At 39.4% G+C, this 18,127-nt stretch carries 18 protein-coding genes; 10 read left to right on the top strand and 8 right to left on the bottom strand.

The window, feature by feature from the left end:
- Positions 1-2: 2 nt before the first annotated feature.
- Together serS and BUR11_RS19305 are read right to left on the bottom strand one after the other, a co-directional pair.
- Positions 3-1,274 carry a serine--tRNA ligase gene (gene serS / locus BUR11_RS19310; protein WP_074226681.1) on the bottom strand — a complete coding sequence of 424 codons (1,272 nt, stop codon included), beginning with the start codon at positions 1,272-1,274 and terminating at the stop codon, positions 3-5.
- Between the two features lie 39 nt (positions 1,275-1,313).
- Entirely contained in the window at positions 1,314-2,084 is a 771-nt protein-coding gene (locus BUR11_RS19305; protein WP_074226680.1) for a hypothetical protein, read from the bottom strand.
- 72 nt (positions 2,085-2,156) lie between these two features.
- Between BUR11_RS19305 and BUR11_RS19300 the strand changes: the two genes are divergently transcribed.
- The 10 genes from BUR11_RS19300 to trxA all read left to right on the top strand — a co-directional run bounded on the left by BUR11_RS19300 (position 2,157) and on the right by trxA (position 11,915).
- Positions 2,157-3,137 (top strand): isopenicillin N synthase family dioxygenase, encoded by a 981-nt coding sequence (locus BUR11_RS19300; protein ID WP_074226679.1) that lies wholly within the window; start codon positions 2,157-2,159, stop codon positions 3,135-3,137.
- Position 3,138: 1 nt separating this feature from the next.
- On the top strand, positions 3,139-4,338 hold the full coding sequence (gene chrA / locus BUR11_RS19295; RefSeq protein WP_074226678.1) for a chromate efflux transporter: 1,200 nt from the start codon (positions 3,139-3,141) through the stop codon (positions 4,336-4,338).
- Between the two features lie 91 nt (positions 4,339-4,429).
- Positions 4,430-5,095 carry a CBS domain-containing protein gene (locus tag BUR11_RS19290; RefSeq protein ID WP_074226677.1) on the top strand — a complete coding sequence of 222 codons (666 nt, stop codon included), beginning with the start codon at positions 4,430-4,432 and terminating at the stop codon, positions 5,093-5,095.
- 3 nt (positions 5,096-5,098) lie between these two features.
- Entirely contained in the window at positions 5,099-5,974 is an 876-nt protein-coding gene (locus tag BUR11_RS19285; RefSeq protein WP_074226676.1) for an NAD kinase, read from the top strand.
- A 109-nt stretch (positions 5,975-6,083) separates the two neighbouring features.
- The gene (gene porG / locus BUR11_RS19280) at positions 6,084-6,833 is read left to right on the top strand and encodes a type IX secretion system protein PorG (protein ID WP_074226675.1); all 750 of its coding nucleotides are present in this window, start codon (positions 6,084-6,086) and stop codon (positions 6,831-6,833) included.
- A gap of 44 nt (positions 6,834-6,877) precedes the next feature.
- On the top strand, positions 6,878-7,654 hold the full coding sequence (locus tag BUR11_RS19275; protein ID WP_074226674.1) for an isoprenyl transferase: 777 nt from the start codon (positions 6,878-6,880) through the stop codon (positions 7,652-7,654).
- A 7-nt stretch (positions 7,655-7,661) separates the two neighbouring features.
- Entirely contained in the window at positions 7,662-10,358 is a 2,697-nt protein-coding gene (locus tag BUR11_RS19270; protein ID WP_074226673.1) for a BamA/OMP85 family outer membrane protein, read from the top strand.
- 91 nt (positions 10,359-10,449) lie between these two features.
- Entirely contained in the window at positions 10,450-10,980 is a 531-nt protein-coding gene (locus tag BUR11_RS19265; protein ID WP_074226672.1) for an OmpH family outer membrane protein, read from the top strand.
- A 13-nt stretch (positions 10,981-10,993) separates the two neighbouring features.
- On the top strand, positions 10,994-11,539 hold the full coding sequence (locus BUR11_RS19260; RefSeq protein ID WP_074226671.1) for an OmpH family outer membrane protein: 546 nt from the start codon (positions 10,994-10,996) through the stop codon (positions 11,537-11,539).
- Between the two features lie 70 nt (positions 11,540-11,609).
- Positions 11,610-11,915 carry a thioredoxin gene (gene trxA, locus BUR11_RS19255; protein WP_074226670.1) on the top strand — a complete coding sequence of 102 codons (306 nt, stop codon included), beginning with the start codon at positions 11,610-11,612 and terminating at the stop codon, positions 11,913-11,915.
- Positions 11,916-11,944: 29 nt separating this feature from the next.
- Here the strand turns inward: trxA and BUR11_RS19250 are convergent, their stop codons facing one another.
- From BUR11_RS19250 to nqrF, 6 genes are all read right to left on the bottom strand, one after another.
- Positions 11,945-13,333, bottom strand: a complete 1,389-nt coding sequence (locus BUR11_RS19250; RefSeq protein ID WP_074226669.1) for a pseudouridine synthase — start codon at positions 13,331-13,333, stop codon at positions 11,945-11,947.
- A gap of 133 nt (positions 13,334-13,466) precedes the next feature.
- Positions 13,467-14,282: an N-acetylmuramic acid 6-phosphate etherase gene (gene murQ / locus BUR11_RS19245; RefSeq protein ID WP_074226668.1), complete on the bottom strand. Its 816-nt coding sequence runs from the start codon at positions 14,280-14,282 to the stop codon at positions 13,467-13,469.
- Positions 14,279-15,121, bottom strand: coding sequence for an N-acetylglucosamine kinase (locus BUR11_RS19240; RefSeq protein WP_074226667.1), 843 nt, complete (start codon positions 15,119-15,121; stop codon positions 14,279-14,281). The genes murQ and BUR11_RS19240 overlap by 4 nt, the downstream gene beginning before the upstream one ends.
- Positions 15,118-15,345 carry a cytochrome b5 domain-containing protein gene (locus tag BUR11_RS19235; protein ID WP_074226952.1) on the bottom strand — a complete coding sequence of 76 codons (228 nt, stop codon included), beginning with the start codon at positions 15,343-15,345 and terminating at the stop codon, positions 15,118-15,120. Before BUR11_RS19235 ends, BUR11_RS19240 begins: the two co-directional genes overlap by 4 nt.
- Positions 15,345-16,496 carry a formimidoylglutamase gene (locus BUR11_RS19230; RefSeq protein ID WP_074226666.1) on the bottom strand — a complete coding sequence of 384 codons (1,152 nt, stop codon included), beginning with the start codon at positions 16,494-16,496 and terminating at the stop codon, positions 15,345-15,347. Before BUR11_RS19230 ends, BUR11_RS19235 begins: the two co-directional genes overlap by 1 nt.
- A gap of 201 nt (positions 16,497-16,697) precedes the next feature.
- Positions 16,698-18,002 (bottom strand): NADH:ubiquinone reductase (Na(+)-transporting) subunit F, encoded by a 1,305-nt coding sequence (nqrF, locus tag BUR11_RS19225; RefSeq protein WP_074226665.1) that lies wholly within the window; start codon positions 18,000-18,002, stop codon positions 16,698-16,700.
- Positions 18,003-18,127 lie beyond the last annotated feature (125 nt).

The raw sequence follows: 18,127 nt of genomic DNA, 5'->3' as shown, positions 1-18,127 counted from the left end.
TTTTAGATTTTATCAAATCCTAAGTAAGGGTGTAAAACCTTAGGCATTTTAATGCCATCAGGCGTTTGATTGTTTTCCAAGATAGAAGCAACTATCCTCGGTAATGCCAACGCGCTTCCATTTAAAGAATGGGCCAACTGAGTCTTTTTATCATCTCCTTTAAACCTAAGCTTCAATCTATTGGATTGATAAGTCTCGAAATTGGAAACAGAACTTACCTCCAACCATCTTTCCTGTGCAGCGGAATAAACTTCCATATCATAAGTCAAAGCAGACGTAAAGCCCATATCTCCCCCACATAATCTCAATACTCTATAAGGAAGCTCCAGTTTTTGCAATAATCCTTGTACATACAAACTCATACTTTCCAAAGCCTCATAAGACTTCTCTGGATGGGTAATCTGAACGATTTCTACTTTATCAAACTGATGCAATCTATTTAATCCTCGTACATGTGCTCCCCAACTTCCTGCTTCTCTTCTAAAACATGGAGTGAATCCCACATTTTTAACAGGTAAATCTTCTTCTGAAAGGATTACGTCACGGTATAGATTAGTCAATGGCACCTCTGCTGTAGGAATCAAATACAAATTATCCGCTGTCGCAAAATACATCTGACCTTCCTTATCCGGCAATTGACCTGTGCCATAGCCAGAGTCTTCGTTGACCAAAATAGGAGGTTGAACTTCCATATAACCTTGGCCCATCGCCTCATCCAAAAAGAAATTAATGAGCGCTCTTTGGAGTCTTGCTCCCTTTCCTTTATAAACAGGAAAACCAGCTCCGGTAATTTTAACTCCAAGGTCAAAATCGATGATATCATACTTTTTGATCAGCTCCCAATGCGGTTGCTTTTCATCATGCAAAACCGGAATGTCTCCATGTTCCAACACTACTTCATTGTCTTCTGCTGATTTTCCAGCAGGGACAGAATCATGAGGTACATTCGGAATGGTATACAATAGAGATTTCAATGCCTCCTCCGCTTTGGAATTTTGTTCATCCAATTCCTTGATCTCAGATTTAATCTGGGAGGTTCTTTCTTTAATCTCCTTGGCTTCAGCAGCTTTGCCTTCCTTCATCAACATCCCTATTTTCTTGGAAATAGAATTCGATTCAGACTGCAGCTGATCACGCACAGTTTGGGTTGATTTTCTCAAATCATCCAAACGGATCGCCTCAGCTAAAGCAGCTTCCGCATTTTGAAAATTTCTCTTTTTAAGTCCGGCCAATACACCGGCGTAGTTGTCTCGAATTTGATTAACTAACAGCATTTGAAAATCTTGGAAATTGAAGCCCCAAAGATAAGCATGTTATCGAACTATCACTGTTTTACTTACTGATGAGAATGGACCTTCCAGCTCTTTTCCATCAGTTCTCAACAAATTTACCTGAACTTGGTAAGTTCCCTTTGGCAAATTTGCTACTCGGACAGGAATCATTTCATCAATTTCATAATGATAATCATTGATATCGATTTTAACTTTCAGTCCATCAAGCTCCATATCTCCCCCTAATACCAAAAAATCTATAATCAATTCCTCTCCTTCTGAATATATCTGCTCCCCTCTTGGATAATTCAATGCTAAATAGGGTTCAGCCGAATAGGGAAATGGTCTAGACTCTCCCACTTGAAAATCTCTATCGACATAATTTCCGAAATTTTTTAAAGCTAATCCTTCATCATCTACTAAATAGGCTACTATCCTGTAGCTTCCTTCTGTAAGTTCCCTTTGAAAAATCGGAGAATAAAATCCAACAGGGTCTCCACCATTCAGAATATTAAAAAGTTTAAAGTCCCGATTTCCCTCCTGTTCAAATTCGTAATTCTTGATGTTGAATTCGAATGGAACTTTCCCAGGTTTGAAAATCTGATTACCTAAAGGAGTATACAGTTCCAATATTGCATCAGGATAACTGGAAGAATCCTCATATTGATAAAATGTCACTTTTGGCAATACGTCTTTTCCGTTTGGAGATACTTCTCCCGTTTCGACAACGGTTTCGTTGATTTTCTTCTTTTCCTCAGAGCAACTGACACATAAAATTGCAAATAGGACAAATGAAACCAGGATTTTATTCATATCAGGGCGAATTTGATATTAAAGATATTTAATTTTAGAGACATTTAGAGAACTAACTTAGTAACCCCGCATATTATGGAAATCCTTTTTGATGAAATTCCCAGCTTGGATTTGGCAGATTTTACATCCGGCACGGAAAAGCAAAAAGCTGAATTTGTTAAGAAATTAGGAGATGCCTACCAAAACATTGGATTTGTCGCCATCAAAAATCATGGACTTTCCCAAGAGCTTCAAGATCGTTTGTATCAATCTATCCAATCTTTTTTTGCTTTACCCGATGAAATAAAAGGCAACTATGAAAAACCTGAAATTGGCTTTCAAAGAGGTTATACTGGAAAAGGAAAAGAACATGCAAAAGGTCGCAATACCGGAGACTTAAAAGAGTTTTACCATGTAGGTCAGGAATTATCGAAAATCCCAGATTCAGATCCTTTAAAGTCAGAATACCCTGCGAACATTTGGCCTGCAGAAATTCCTGAATTCGAAAAAGATGCCAATGAGGCATTTAGCATATTAGAAAATGCGGGGAAATCCATGCTCCGGGCAATTGCCCTGAATTTGGATTTACCAGAAGACTATTTTGAGGACAAGGTAGCCTATGGCAATTCCATCCTCCGTCAAATTCATTATTTCCCAATTGAAAATCCTGATGAAGTACCTGAAGATGCTGTGCGTGCCGCAGAACACGGAGACATCAACCTCATTACATTACTCATGGGCGCAAGTGCTGATGGATTACAAGTATTGAGAAAAGACGGGAAATGGATACCGATCACTGCCCTCCCGGACCAATTAGTGGTGAACGTCGGAGACATGCTGGAAAGGCTGACCAATAAAAAATTAAAGTCTACTATCCATCGAGTAGTAAACCCACCAAAAGAAAAGATGAACACCAGCAGGTATTCCATTCCTTTCTTTATGCACCCCAGATCAGATATGGATTTAACTTGTTTGGAATCCTGTGTTTCTGAAGAAAATCCCAAGTTATTCCCAGATGCTACGGCCGGGGAATTTTTGGAGGAAAGATTGAGAGAACTAGGATTGAGAAAGTGATATGTCTGTAAAAAAGGTACGATATTACCTTTTCCTGAAAGACATTCTCACGCTTTCATTGACTGCTTTTGGAGGTCCGCAAGCTTTTTTAGCGATGCTTCTAGAGCGAATGGTCAAAGTAAGAGGATATGTGACGGAAGAAGAGCTCTGGGAGCTGAATGCCTTGTGTAATATGCTCCCGGGCCCTTCCTCCACCCAATTAATCTCTGCAATAGGTTTTCGTGTAGGAGGCCCAAACTTAGCCTATCTTGCTCTTATCGTTTGGATCACGCCTGCTACCATTCTGATGACAGGAGCAGCTATTCTTATCTCGTTTTTGCAAGAAAACACCCCTGGAGCTCTTAATTTTGCACGGTTTATTCAACCTATGGCTATTGGATTTATCATTTTTGCCGCTCAGAAAACGATCGGAAAAATGGTTCAAAGTACAGAAGCCATGGTGTTAATGCTGATGTCCGCATTTATATCCTTCTTCTATAGTTCTCCTTATATTTTTCCGATACTATTAGTGATTGGAGGAGTTAGCACCTCGATCAAATACAAGAAACAACCCAAACTAGAAAAAGATGCCCCCTTAAAAATTGAGTGGTCTAATTTCTATTTATGGGCGGGCGTATTAATACTGGCAGCAGTACTTGGAGGGATTACCAAATCAAATGCAATTGTTCTATTCGAAAACTTTTATCGAAACGGCTCTTTGATATTCGGAGGAGGCCAAGTTTTAGTACCCTATTTATACACGGAATTTGTAGATTTTAAACACTTTTTGAGTTCAGAGGAGTTTTTAACTGGATATGCAATCTCACAAGGAGTCCCCGGCCCTACTTTTAGTATTGCCTCCTATGTAGGCGCTCTTTCCATGAGAGAGGGAGGAACTTTAGGTTTTATCATAGGTGGTTTGGTTGGAGCAGGCGGCATTTTCTTACCCGGCATTTTCTTGATTTTCTTTGTGATTCGTTTTTGGGATAGGCTGAAAGTGTATAGACCTGTGAGAGCTGCCCTAGAAGGAATAAATGCTGTTTCCTGTGGAATGCTTATCGCAGCTGCCTATTTACTTTTTGAACCACTGGAAGCGAACGGAATGAACATATTTTTTATTTTGGCAACCTACTCCATGCTTCAGTTTACTAAAATTTCTTCTCCGGCTATTATTGCAGGGGGTGTTTGCCTAGGTATCGTTTACAATTTGATCATGGCCTAAAGGCTAAAAATTGTGGGTTTTCCAGTCATTATTGAACAAGTTTAGACTACCACTCGTTTTAAAATCTAAATTGATTCCCTATATTTCACTAATGCAGGCCTACGAATTCATAAATAATTTAATTCCACCACTAAAACTCAGCGATAAATCTGGGAAAGCATTGTCGTGGATGGAAGAAATCCGTACTGATATTTTGCCTGTAGTAGATCAAGGAAACTTTTTGGGATTAATACGGGAGGAGATGATTTTTGATCAAAATGATCCAGAAACCCTCATTGAAAACATTCCTTTAGACAACCTAAATTGCTGGGTTTTTTCTGACAAACACATTTACGACGTCCTCAGAGTGGGTGCAGAGCAAAACAGCAATGTAGTAGGTGTTTTAGGTAGAGATAAAGTTTATATGGGAGTGGTGACGATGGAAGATTCCATTGCCGCATTTGCAGACAGTCTTTCAATACAGTCCCAAGGAAGCGTACTGATTTTATCTCTTTATATGACGGATTACAGCCTAGCAGAGATTTCAAGAATCATAGAAACAGAAAACACCAAAGTTCTCAGTTCCTTTATCACCAGTGATCCATTAGATGATGCCAAAATTAAATTGACGCTCAAATTGGACAAGCCTGAACTGAGACATATCAAAGCAACCTTAGAACGCTTTGGCTATAAAATTTTAGACCATTATCAGGAGGAAAGCGGAATTAGCAGTGAGGAAGACCGAATCGGTAACTTGCTAAGATTTTTAGATATTTGATCCATGAAGGTAGCCTTACACGGCTTAGCTCTGAAATCTGAATATTTTCAGCATGTTCAAATCCTTTTTGAAGAGCTAAGTAAATTCAATTTCGAGATTTTTGTCACAGAGCAATTTGACAGACAATTGCGGATGCACGGCAATAAAACTCTTTCCTATTGGGTAATCGAAGGAAAACAAGATATGTCCATGATGGACTTCATGATTTCAATTGGGGGAGATGGCACCTTATTGGATGCGGTTTGTCAGGTCGGAGAGTTGGAAATCCCTATTCTAGGTCTAAATACCGGTAGGTTAGGATTCCTGGCTACTGTGGCTACCAAAGACATCTCTATTGCCATAGACCAGCTTGCCAATGAAAATTTTCAAATTGAGAACAGAAGTTTAATCTCTCTTCAATCCCATAGAAGGTTATTCAATGGGCTTAATTTTGCCTTGAATGAATTCACCATTCATAAGCGTGATACTTCTTCCATGATTACGGTCCATACCTATATTGATGGAAAGTACTTGAATAGTTACTGGGCGGACGGTTTGATCGTTTCCACTCCTACCGGATCTACAGGGTATTCATTAAGTTGCGGTGGACCTTTGATTTCTCCTGAAGCAAAAAATTTAGTAATTACCCCAGTAAGCCCTCACAACTTAAATGTAAGGCCGATCATCGTTTCAGATGACAGTGAAATTAGCTTGGAAATTGAAGGCAGAGCCGAAAAGTTTCTGATATCTTTGGACTCTAGGTCCACTTCTATCTCTTCAGAAGTCAAATTGAGTGTCAAAAAAGAAAGCTTTCAAGCGAAATTGATAAAATTACCTCATTATCATTTCTTCGATACCCTAAGACAAAAACTAAACTGGGGATTTGACATGAGAAATTAGAATTCCCAAAAGATTGGTAAATTCGAAGAAAATAAGCTTAACAATTATTAACCCGTTAAATACTAGCAGGCGTTTTTTATACGTTAGCTACTTCATAACTTGCATCGTCTTGAAAAAGGTCAATTTTCAGATTTTCAGTCGCTTACTAATTTTCTTGTTGGTTTTTACTGGCTTAAGCCTGAATTCCTACGCACAGAAATATGAAATTGGTGGTGGATTAGGGGTAGCAGCCTACTCTGGTGATATTATTCGGAAAATTGATCCTGGCCAAATTGGCCTTCAAGGAACGTTGTTTGGCAAGAGAAATTTTGACAATGTTTGGACGCTTAGAGTGGGACTCAATGTAGCCCGACTAAATGCTGCAGACAGTATAAAGCCCATAGACCAGATGGCTTTATTTAGGGATAGCAGATTCAGAGCAGGAATTGTCGAGGCATCTGCAGTAATGGAATTCAATTTCTTGGATTTTCTTAGAAATAATTCAGAGTTCCGGTTCTCTCCCTATGCTTTCTTTGGAATTGGCTATGCGCATGCCTTTGCGAAAGGAAATACTTTTGCTGGTAATGTTTCCGAGCGGTATAATGTTGGAACCATCGTAATCCCATTTGGAGGTGGTGTGAAATATAGAATTAACGACAGATGGACGTTGGCTGGGGAATTAGGCTTTAGACCTACTTTTACAGACTACTTGGATAAAATAGATAGTTCAGACCCGGAAATCGCCAGATTTCCTGACCCAACAAATCCTGATGTTCCATTCGGGATTAATTTTGGAAACCCCTATAATAAAGATTGGTACTATTTCTTAGGGCTTACAATCAGCTATACTTTCGCCAGTACCAAGTGCTATGCTTATTAATTAATTGACCCTTAGGGTAAATTATTGGAAAAGAAATAGCATTTTTGTACCTCCAAAAATTAAGGTATTCGGAAAAAACTGGAATGAAGGAAGAATTAGACCGAAACAGAATCCCCCGACATATTGCAATAATCATGGATGGCAATGGCCGTTGGGCTAAGAAAAAGGGGGCCATGAGAATCTTCGGGCACCACCATGCTATCAAAGCTGTAAGAGATGCAATAGAAGGAGCCAATAATTTGGGAGTAAAGTACTTAACTCTATTTTCATTTTCCACAGAAAACTGGTCTCGTCCCAAAGATGAAGTGGAGGGACTAATGGCATTATTGGTTAAAACGATAGCCAATGAAGTTCCAATGATGATGAAAAATAATATCGTTATGGAAAGTATTGGAGACATTAATAGTCTTCCTAAATCAGCATATAATCAACTAATCGAGGCGAAAGAAAAAACCTCTCAGAATACCGGTCTCAAGCTCGTTTTAGCACTTAGCTACAGCGGACAATGGGAACTCACCCAAGCAGCCAAACGCATTGCTCAAAAAGTCTCTGACGGGAAATTAAAAGTCGAGGACATTTCTCAGGAAGTGTTTGCCGACAATCTGGAAACTGCCGGAATACCTGATCCTGAATTAATGATCAGAACTTCGGGAGAGTTTAGATTAAGCAATTTTCTGTTGTGGCAACTGGCATACACAGAGTTACATTTTACTCCAGTGTTATGGCCAGATTTTAGAGAAAAGCATCTGATCGCTGCGATCCTCGATTACCAAAAAAGGGAAAGACGATTTGGTAAAACAGGTGAGCAAGTTAAATCTTAATTAATTGATGAAAAGAAGTTTACTGATTCTGTTTTGTCTGGTTTGGACAAGTTCAGCTATGGCGCAAATTCGATTGGGCCAAAGCCGCTATGCGTCTTCAAAACCTGTCAATATCCTGGAGTTGAATTATCAAAAACCCCAGTCTTATAGAATCGCAGAGATTAAAGCGGTCGGCTTGACTACACTGGATGAAATTGCGATCATATCGCTATCTGGTTTGAAAGTTGACGACACCATTGAAGTTCCTGGTGAATCCATTTCCAATGCGTTGAAAAAACTTTGGGGCCAAGGAATTATTGGAGACGTAAAGATCCTTGTGACAAAAGTAGAGGGCGATGACATCTATTTGTTGTTGGATTTAACCGAGCGCCCAAGATTCTCAAGAGTAGAGTTTACTGGGATGAATAAAACCCAGGAAAGTGAATTACGCGATAAGGTAAACATCCGTGGCCGAGTAGTAAGAGATGACGTGCTCAACTCTGCCAAAAGGACCATCGAGAAATATTACCTGGATAAAGGATACTTAAATACCGACGTCAAAATACTCCAAGAAAGAGACACCACACTTCCTAACAGTGTGAAATTACGATTTGACGTTGACATGAACTCCAAGGTAAGAATCAATGCCATCAACATTTATGGTAATGAGGAGATTGCGGATACCAAAGTCAAAAAGAAATTAAAGAAAACGAAGGAACATGCGAGAGTAAGCATTTTCAAAGACCTGTATTCCAGAGCATTGGATGCAGATGCTTCTGATTATGCCAATACCATTTTCCATACAGATTCGGCCTCCAATGAGGATGTACAATCCTATATCAACAAGAATTTCAAACTGAATTTCTTCAACGGGTCCAAGTACATTCCAAAGGAATATGCCAACGACAAAAACAGTGTCATCAACTTTTACAATAGTAAAGGTTTTAGAGATGCTGAAATCCTTGAAGATTCAGTATATGACTACAACGAGGATAAAATCAACATCGATATTGAAATAGAAGAAGGCAGAAAATACTACTATAGAAATATTTCATTTACAGGAAATTATATTCATCCAGACCCTGTACTTTTAGCCAAACTTGGTATTCAAAAGGGTGATGTTTACAACAAAGAGTTACTTGACAAGCGACTTAATTACGATCCTCAAAAGGGTGATGATGTGAGTTCCTTGTACCAAGATGACGGATACCTTTTCTTTAGCATCGATCCAGTGGAAGTGAATGTTGCTGGTGACTCTATTGACTTGGAGATGAGAATCTTTGAAGGACCACAAGTGACGGTAAACAGTGTGAACATCAAGGGGAATGAACGTACCTCTGATCACGTGGTCATGCGTGAAATCAGAATTCTTCCTGGTCAGAAATTTAATAGAAGTTTGTTGGTAAGAACTATCCGTGAACTTTCTACCCTCGGGTATTTTGATCCTGAAAAGATCAATCCTGATTTAAGACCAAACTTCGAGGCTGCTACAGTAGATATTACTTTTGAACTGGAAGAAAGACCTAATGACCAGATTGAGCTTTCTGGTGGTTGGGGTGGTTTCTATGGCTTCGTAGGTACCGTAGGATTGGTATTCAATAACTTCTCGATCAGAAATATCGGTGATTTCTCCAAATGGGATCCACTTCCTGTGGGAGACGGACAAAAGCTATCCTTAAGAGTTCAGGCTAATGGTAGAAGTTTCCAGAACTACTCCGTATCCTTGACCGAACCTTGGTTTGGTGGTAAAAAGCCACAGGCATTGAGCTTCAGTTTTAACCACTCGGTACAGAGACAGGTAGATTTCTATAATCAACAAAACTTTGGTAACGAACTTGGATTCTTCAAAATCACCGGGGTGACCCTTGGGTTGGCAAAGCGTGTGACTTGGCCAGATGATTACTTTAGTATCAGTAACTCCATCCAATTCCAGATTTATGAATTTGATCAATTTGGAACCTCTTTTGGATTAAGTTACCCAACTGGTACATCCAACAGTTTGACGTTTAACAATACGATAGCTAGAAATAACGTAGACAACCCTACGTTCCCAAGATTCGGTTCCAATATCATTCTTTCCACTTCCTTAACTCCTCCGTACGCCTCTCTGAATAAAAACATAGACGGTGAATCTACTGACCAGGAGAAGTACAAGTGGCTAGAATATCACAAATGGATGTTTGATGCATCCATCTACACCCCACTATTCGGATCATCTAAATTCGTAGCAAGTGCAAGAGCGCATATGGGTTTCCTTGGATCCTATGGCAACAAAATCGGAATTATTCCTTTGGAAAGATTCGTAATGGGTGGAGATGGGATGACCTTCAACAACTTTGCTTTGGGACAAGAGATCATCGGATTGAGAGGATATGAAAACCAATCCATCACTCCAGGACGTGATACCAGGGGACAGGAAGATGCCGATCCTTATGGAGGTATTGTTTACAATAAATACGTAATGGAATTAAGATTCTTGGTTTCTCCTAATCCATCTGCCACCATTTTCTTATTAGGATTTGCTGAAGCTGGAAATAACTGGGGATCTTATGCAGACTTCAACCCATATGATTTGAAAAAATCAGCAGGGGTGGGTGCTAGAATCTTTATGCCGGCGTTTGGATTGTTAGGGGTCGATTGGGGATATGGATTTGATGCTATTCCAGGTACCACCGAAAGAAGTGGAGCACAATTCCACTTTACAATCGGACAACAATTCAGATAGGCATGGAAAAAGGTTGCGGAATAGTTAATTTATGCAAAATTAAATTTCTAATTAAGGACTTTAATCTAGCCTCTAAAACTTGCCCATAGCCATGGAAAAATCATTGAAAATACTATTTTTGCTGCTCTTTGTATTGCAAGTACTGCCTGCAAGCGCTCAAAAGTTCGGTTACATAGATTCAGAATACATTCTGAACAAGCATCCGGATTACAAAGTGATACAGCAGGAGCTTCAGAACCTCAGTAATGAGTGGAAGAAAGAGGCACAAAATTTGGATAAAGAGATTAAAGAACTCTTGGTTCAATTGAAAGCTGAAGAAGTACTGCTAACAGAAGAGATGTATCAGCAAAGGCTGGAAGACATAAAGCAAAAACAACAGGAATCACAGGCTTTCAATAGTCGGATATTTGGGATTGACGGACAATATTACCAGAAGCAGGCCGAACTGCTTCAGCCGCTTCAGTCCAAAATCTATGATGCCATTGAAAGAGTTTCCAGAAAAAATGGACTGGCGGTATTGTTTGATAAAGCAGCAGGACCCTCAGCCATCATTTATACAGATCCAAGACATGACTATTCAGAGTTTATCTTGGAAGAATTAGGAATTGAAGAGAACAATTAAATACAAACACAGAATGATGAAAGTAAAAGTTATCCTTTCTGCAATTGCATTGCTTTGCGTAGGATTCGCGGCTCAGGCTCAGGAAATCAAAATTGGGTATACCAATGTGGAATTTATCATGGATCTGATGCCAGAAATGGAACAAATTGGAGCTGATATCCAGGATTACCAAACTCAGCTACAAACTAATATTCAAACAAAAGCTGCAGACTTTCAGCGTCAGGTTCAAACCTACCAACAAGCTGCACAAACGATGACAGAAGAGGCAAGAGCTGCTAAAGAAGGTGAGCTTACTAAACTTCAGTCTGATCTTCAGAAATATGAGCAAGATGCGCAGGTTTCTTATCAGAGAAAATTAGGTGAGTTGCTAGAACCAGTTCAAACTAAAGTGATCAATGCGATCAATGCAGTAGCTGCAGAAAACAACTACACACATATTTTTGCAGAGACAGCAGGTCAAGCTCCGATTTTGCTTTATACCAAAGAAGAGGATAAATTCACTGAATTGGTATTGGCTAAATTAGGTTTAGAAATGCCTACTCCTCCAGCAGGAAACTAATCCCCCTATCTTCAATAAGATAAACCGGTTTTTCGAATCAACGAAAAACCGGTTTTTTTTATTTTTACTTATGCCAAAAAAGAAACCAAAGGATATCATCAGTAAAAGTATGGATGCCGTGCTGGTAGACTTTAGAGCTAACTGGTGTGGGCCTTGCCAAACGATGGATCCTATCATAGAAGAAGTATTGGATGAATTGGGAGGCAAAATCAAGTTACTCAAACTGGATATTGATAAGCACCCTCAGATGGCCCAACAATTTGCAGTCCGCTCTATCCCCCATTATATCTTATTTAAAAAAGGAAAAATCCTCTGGAGAAAGGGAGGCATTCTTCCCAAAAGAGAGTTGGAAAAGGCCTTAAAAGGCTTTATATAAAAAAAGCTCCCAATTGGGAGCTTTCTATATTAGACAAAGAACTTTAAGCGAATCACTTCCTGTTCTGAAAGGAATCGATAATGTCCTCTTTTTAGGTCTTTTTTATCCAAACCAGCATACATGACACGATCCAAGGCTGTTACTTCGTAACCTAGATGCGCAAATATCCTTCTGACAATTCGATTTCTTCCTACATGTATTTCCAATCCTAAAATGGATCTATCCTTGGATAACACTTGCATATCATCTACCTCTACCTCACCATCCTCTAATGTCAAACCTTCCAAAATCGCTTTTTCATCATTATGAGTTAAAGGCTTATCCAAGGTTACCTGATAGATTTTCTTGATTTGATTAGAGGGATGTGAAAGCTTGGCTGCTAGTTCCCCATCATTGGTGAATAGCAATAAGCCAGTAGTGTTTCGATCTAACCTTCCCACAGGAAAAATTCGCTCTTCACATGCATTCCCAACCAAAGCCATAACCGTTTTTCTCTCTAAAGGATCCTCTGTGGTAGTGATGAAATCCTTAGGCTTATTCAGGAGTACATATACCGGTTTCTCAGGGTTGATCTTTCTTCCTTGATACACCACTCTATCCGTCCTGCTAACCTTGAATCCAAGCTCTGTAACCACTTGTCCATTGACAGAAATAAGTCCTTGAGCAATCAATTGATCGGCTTCTCTTCTTCCACAAATACCCGCGTTGGCAATATATTTATTCAATCTCAGCAAGCCATCCTCAGACTTAGTTTTGGATTTTTTGGAAGGTAGTTGGTCAAAATTGTAATCAGGCCTTGAGTTTTGAGCCTCTGAGTCAATTTTAAATCTTTTTCTTCCAAAGCCGGCAGAATCTGCTTTCCCTTGGAATTTCTTGGCTTTGCCAGGAGCAAAAACAGGTTGTTGATCCTTACCTCTCCCTTTATATACTAAGCCTTCTTTACTGTCTTTCTTTCCAAATCCTGAAGCCTTACCTTCTTTTTTGAAAGGCTTATCGAATTTACTGGCACCAAACTCTTCTTTGTTGAATTTGTCTCCCTTGCTTTTAAATCCTGGCTTTTTAGAAAACCCGGATTCTTCTCGCTTTTCGAATTTATTCCCTGAAAAACCACCCTTCTTAGCACCGAAGGATTTGTTTCCAAAAGAACCCTCCTCGGATTTTTTGAATTTGCTTCCAAATTTCTTCTCTCCTAGGGTTTTTGGAGCATCCGAATTAAAGTTTTTCTTTTTATCAAAAGAAGATTTTCCTCCTCTTTTGTTCTTGCTGTCAAATGATCTTTTTCCAAGATCAAACTCATGTTCACTTGAATCTGTTTTTCTTCCTCTTCCTCTAGCTTCTCCTCTATTAGAATTTTTTTGAGTCGGCTCTTCGGCATGATCGCCTTTAAAGAACTGTTTTTTTGGATTGTTACCTTTCATAAGTATGCAGCATCACTGCTGGATTATTTGTTTAAAATAAGCTATTGACTATCAAATGCTTAATTGGGCTGCAAAGATACGCCCATTCCTGAAATTAATAACCATTAACTTCAAAAATAAAAAATGAAGGAACTTAAGAATCCTTTTGTTTATAGAAGTATTCTGTTGCCAACCTTACTGAACCTTGAGTCAAGAGCAATTCTTTGGCCGTAGCCTCATCAGTACCGGTAGCTTCCATGATCATGTTAGTACCTCGTTGAACCAACTTGGCATTGGAAAGCTGCATATCCACCATTTTATTTCCTTTCACTTTGCCCAGCTTAATCATGACCGTCGTAGAGATCATATTCAACACTAGTTTCTGTGCTGTTCCAGACTTCATTCGCGTACTTCCAGTAACAAATTCAGGTCCCACAACCACTTCAATGGGATAGTCCACTTCTTTGGATAGAGGCGTATCTAAATTACAGGTGATGCATCCTGTCAATAAGCCTTTTGCTTTTGCGATTTTGACACCTCCAATAACATAAGGAGTAGTTCCGGAGGCAGCAATACCTATGACTGTATCATCAGAATTAAATCCATATTTGAGAATATCCTCCCAAGCCTGATTGGGATCATCCTCCGCATTTTCTACTGCCATTCTGATCGCCGTATCTCCTCCAGCAATAATCCCTATGACCCATTCATGAGGTACGCCATAAGTAGGAGGGCATTCTGAGGCATCCAAAATCCCCAATCTTCCACTGGTACCTGCTCCGATGTAAATTAATCTCCCACCAGCTTCCATCCTTGGGACAATCTGTTCCACCAGCCTGCTGATTTCCGGCAATACAGATTTCACTGCAACAGGGACTAAATGGTCTTCTTTGTTGATGTTATGAAGAAGCTCCATAACAGTCATTTTTTCGAGATTATCGTAGTGGGAAGAACTCTCGGTTACTTTCATAATTGCTCTTGATGGTAAAGTGTCAAGCCAGAAATAGGGCTTTCAATGATAATATTAGTAGTGATTTGGGAATCGCTTGCTGCTTTTCTTAATATATCGCTATTGTAATAGGCAATTGAGCCCACAAAATTCACTTGCTTGTCTCTGTAATTCTGGTATTTCATTACATGGACCTTAAAAAAATCTATGAAGGCATTGTAATAGAGCATATAGCAATATGGATCTGATTTATGCTCGGTTATAAAACGACAAAAGCTTGCCATGTACCTATTTGGGAAAGGCTGCCTATACACATGCTCCTGAATAGTAGTCGCGTTTAACTTTAGCTTATCCTCCAATTCTTCCTTTATGGCAATAGGCATTTCATCATTAATGAAATCCATGAGGAATTTACGTCCTACATAACCTCCCCCACCTTGATCTCCTAATATGAAGCCTGGCGCTGGCCTCGTATCAATTATCTTTTCACCGTCATAATCACAGCTATTCGATCCAGTGCCTAAAATACAGGCAATTCCCTCTTGATGTCCACAAGTGGCTTTTGCAGCCGCAGCAAGATCATGATCTACCGCAATTTTTGCTTTAGGGAATATGGTTCTCAAGGCCTGGGCAACTTCTTCCTTTCTGGAATCCACAGAGCAACCAGCACCATAGTAATAAATTTCTTTTATCTCATTTTCCAGATTCATCAAAAACTCATGGCGCATGTGAGTGGCCATTTCTTCGGAGGTTTGATAATAGGGATTAAATCCAACACCTCGATATTGGCTAATCTTCCCATTCTTTCCAATTACTCTCCAATCCGTCTTTGACGATCCGCTATCTGCTATTAAAATCATCCTAATTGTCCGATTGCTTTAAATTTCTCAAATACCCTGGTGTTATGTGGAGCATCCGCAAACTCTTCCGTTAAATCCTGGCCAGCCCAATGCTCATAATGTTTTCCATTTCGCCACATTCTGGACTGGGTAACATCATAAATCACTCCTTGAAAAGCAACCCAAATTTCAGGTTTATCTTGTCCATTTCTCAGGGCAAGCTGTTGTTTTGAATAGACTTTCATCATAGAAGTTTAATCTGGGCATTGACCCAACGCTCTGGAATTTCACCGTTTTGGGCCATTTGATAGTCTGAATAGCTACAAGGAACTGTAGTACCCCTATCAAACTTCTCCGTTTCATTTTGAGGAATCTCCATCCACCATTTTCCACTTTTCTTACTCTTGTAGAACACAATGGTATTGGGCTTGGAGTCCAGAGAAACAGTATATTTAATATAATCATTACTCTTAAAAGAAAGACTATCTTTTCGAGAGTAAAATCCTTCAATAAAGTACCAAATCATCACAGCTACGACCTTTGCTGTTTTATTGTGAGGGTCATCATAATAGGGCTCGTATCCATAAATCCCTATTGAACTCAGTTTTTCATTGGTCCCAGCAAACCAACAGATTTGACAAGCTTCTTCTGCCGTCAGGCCGAATGGTTGCGCATCTACTGCACCTGGTGCATCGGTAGATTGGATGGCCGCTAGATCAAAGCTCAAGAAATCTGCATTCCGTATAATGGGTTCAATTTCTTTAAACTCTGATCTCACCTGTCCTAACCTTACATGATCGAAATAAAGTTTTTCCATTACATTGATCAGGGTAGGATCCACCAAAAAACTTTGATAGGCTAGATGAGCGTAGGAAAACAAGAAATTAGGCTGATGTAAAATAATCTCTTGGGTATGTTGATCCGCCATGGGACCCTTTTCCTCCATATCTACTTTGGCATCCACAGTGAGTAGGCTTACCAATTTTTTCATGTTTTGGTAGGACAAATATTGTCCCATATCCAAATCATGGGTACCTCCAATATAAACAGGAAGAATTTGTTGTTTCATAAGGTATTCCCCCACTTTTTGAATTGCATGGTAGGTATCCTCTAAGGTTTCTCCAGAAATTAGGTCTCCTAAATCGGCCACACGTATCGCTCCAAAGCCACGCTTTAATTCATAGAGCTTTTCTCGAATTTCGGAACTGGAGCGATCTAAGCTTTCAAATTTTTTGATCCCCCTGGTTTCTTTCAATCCTACAATTGCGATATGGATACCTTTCAGTTGCGGGAAACTTTCACCATAATAATGGATTTGATGAAAAAAGGTGTTTTCAGCATATTTTTTCTGCCAGAGAAACTCTTCTACAGGATCGAAAAACGATTGAATATTCATAAAAGGTGTGGTGTTGGGTAAAAATAAACAAAATATGACATGTATTAGAGGAGAACCTTCCTCCAATGTTCACAATATCACCCTTTCGAAAGTATCAAAATTCCTGCCTTTCTATTCATGAACTATAGAACTCGGAAACAACTGCTTCAAATTCATTGGAATAGGGGCAAAAAAAATCCCGCCGAAGCGGGATTTAAATTTTTATCCTCCGAAATCATCGAATCGGATATTTTCTTGAGGAATTCCTAGATCATCCAACAGTTTCAATACTGCGGCATTCATCAATGGAGGACCACAAAGGTAATATTCTACCTCATCTGGCTCTGGATGGTCTTTCAAATAATTGTCATATAATACTTGATGGATGAATCCAACGTAACCGTCACCTTCTTTATCATCCAAGGATTTTTTAATCTTCCAATTGTCTTCTGGTAAAGGCTCTGAAAGTCCAATGTGGAATTGGAAATTAGGGAAGTCTTCTTCAATAGCTCTGAAGTGAGGAACATAGAACAATTCCTTTTTCGATCTACCTCCATACCAATAAGAAACTTTTCTACTAGTCTTCTCTGTATGGAATAAGTGAAAGATCTGAGCTCTCAATGGTGCCATTCCAGCTCCACCACCGATATAAACCATTTCTCTTTGAGTTGGGTTGATATGGAATTCACCATAAGGCCCAGAAATAGTTACTTTATCCCCTGGTTTTCTAGAGAACACATAAGAAGAACATACACCTGGATTTACATCCATCCACTTATTGTTAGCTCTGTCCCATGGCGGAGTAGCGATACGGATGGTCAACATCACGATGTTACCTTCTGCAGGGTGATTGGCCATAGAATACGCTCTGAATAGCTCTTCGTCATTTTTCATAACGAGATCCCAAAGACCAAATTTATCCCAATCGCTTTGATATACATCATTTGGGTGACCTAATTCAGGATGTGGAGTAATATCCATATCCTTGAAGTTAACTGTCACTACAGGTACGTCAATCTGAATATATCCACCTGCTTCGAAGTCCAAAGTTTCCCCTTCAGGAAGCTTCACTTTAAACTCTTTAATAAAGGTAGAAACGTTATAATTGGAGATCACTTCACAATCCCACTTCTTGATACCAAAAATTTCTTCTGGCACTCGAATCTTCATGTCATTCTTCACTTTCACCTGACATGCCAAGCGAACATTTCCTTGCTGCTCTGCTCTACTAAGGTGACCTACTTCTGTTGGAAGGACTTCACCCCCGCCTTCTTCAACCACGCATTTACACATAGCGCAGGTTCCACCTCCACCGCATGCGGAAGGAAGAAAGATTTTTTGTCCACCCAATGTAGACAGCAAAGTAGTACCTGCTGCGGTCACAATTGGAGAACTTTCGTCACCATTTATAATGATGTTGACATCCCCAGAGTTGACCAACTTTGATTGGGCAAAAAGGAGGATAAATACCAGTAGCAATATAATTACTGTAAAAGCTACTATGGATGTGATAATTACTGAACCCATGAACTATTGGTTTTACTTTTTTCGTATGGATTGATTCCGATTTTCGAACACAAATATATTTATAAATCCTATAAACAGGTCATAACCAAATCCAAATTTGGCCAGAAACTGTAATTCATTTGATA

The organism is Algoriphagus halophilus (assembly GCF_900129785.1).
In the GTDB taxonomy this organism is placed as follows: domain Bacteria; phylum Bacteroidota; class Bacteroidia; order Cytophagales; family Cyclobacteriaceae; genus Algoriphagus; species Algoriphagus halophilus.
Note: the sequence above shows the minus strand (reverse complement) of the source record. Positions and strands in the feature narration are given on the sequence as shown.